1 protein-coding gene is annotated in these 1,411 nt (G+C 44.6%); it reads left to right on the top strand.

Features of this window, described 5'->3' with window-relative positions:
• Nucleotides 1-22 precede the first annotated feature (22 nt).
• Nucleotides 23-1,357 (top strand): ISNCY family transposase, encoded by a 1,335-nt coding sequence (locus tag FTU37_RS16535; protein WP_104488254.1) that lies wholly within the window; start codon nucleotides 23-25, stop codon nucleotides 1,355-1,357.
• The last annotated feature ends 54 nt before the right edge of the window (nucleotides 1,358-1,411 follow it).

The following is a 1,411-nucleotide window of genomic DNA, read 5'->3' on the forward strand; positions in this document are numbered from 1 at the left end:
CATGGACTGGATATAAATATAGATGCTGATCACTATGTCTGACAAAGAAATTCAACGGCTTGCAGTTCTGCAAGACGTTCGAGATCATCGTATTACCCAGGTCCGTGCTGCTGAAATCCTAAATCTTTCCACCCGTCAAATTACCCGGTTATTGCAGAAGCTCAATCAAGATGGTGTCTCAGGTATGGCACATGCCAGTCGTGGTCAACCTGGCCATCGTCGCCATGATGACTTGTTAAAATCAAAGTGCCTTTCCATTATTGCTGAACATTTACTGGGCTTTGGACCCACCTTGGCGCATGAGAAGCTCAGCAGCATGTTTGACCTGAATATCCCGGTAGAAACGCTTCGGCGCTGGATGACGGCCAATGACCTGTGGATTCCGCGATCCAAGCGCCTGAAGCGTCCATATCAGCCACGTTATAACCGGGATTGCTTCGGTGAACTGATCCAAATTGATGGCTCATATCATGACTGGTTTGAAGGTCGAGCTGCAAAATGCTGCTTGTTGGTTTATATCGATGATGCCACTGGAAAGCTGTTGCATCTGCGCTTTTGTGAGGCTGAAACGACCTTTGACTACATGCTTTCAACCCGAGCCTACATTGAACAATACGGCAAACCTCTAGCCTTTTATAGTGACAAGCATTCGGTATTCAGAGTTAATCAGAAATCCAGGCAAGACAGCCAGATTACGCAATTTGGGCGGATTCTGAATAATTTGAACATCGATATTATCTTTGCCAACTCACCCCAAGCCAAAGGTCGTGTGGAACGTGCCAACAGAACCCTTCAGGACCGTCTGATCAAAGAGATGCGCCTGGAAGGCATCGGTTCGATTGCAGAGGCCAATATATGGTTACCCTGCTTTATTGAGCAGTTCAATCAGAAGTTCGCCAAATGTGCGCGAAACTCAAAGAACCTGCATCGGCCATTAACCGAATCTGATCTTGAACTGGATGATATTTTTACCTGGCAGGAACCGCGTAAGGTCACCAAGAATCTGACCCTGACCTATGACAAGTGTATTTATATGCTTGAACCGACAGAGCTGAATCATAAGCTTGTTGGGCAATACATTTCATTTCTGGAGTACCCGGATGGTACTGTGGCAATTATGCATGAAGGACGGAAGATCAACTATAGCGTCTTCAATAAACTGGCTGGACTACAGCAGAATGAAGTGGTTGAGAATAAAAGATTAGGTTCGGTCCTGGCCCATATCCAGCAGCAACATGAGGAATTGGAGAAACAGAATAAACGTTCCCGTCTCAAGAAAAGTATGCCGAGTCGTAAAGCTCAGAAAGTTGTTATTGAACAAAGAAATTTAAATCCTGTGCTTGACTCTTGTAGTTAAAAACAGGACATTTTAAATGGTTTATCGCATAGACATTTTAATTGGTGAATAACA

The sequence above is a fragment of the Acinetobacter sp. YH12097 genome (assembly GCF_013419225.1).
GTDB classification, from domain to species: Bacteria; Pseudomonadota; Gammaproteobacteria; order Pseudomonadales; family Moraxellaceae; genus Acinetobacter; species Acinetobacter amyesii.

What these genes read in the sequence shown, in the direction of transcription:
- FTU37_RS16535 (WP_104488254.1), top strand. Translation starts at nt 23, where the DNA reads ATGCTGATCACTATGTCTGACAAAGAAATTCAACGGCTTGCAGTTCTG.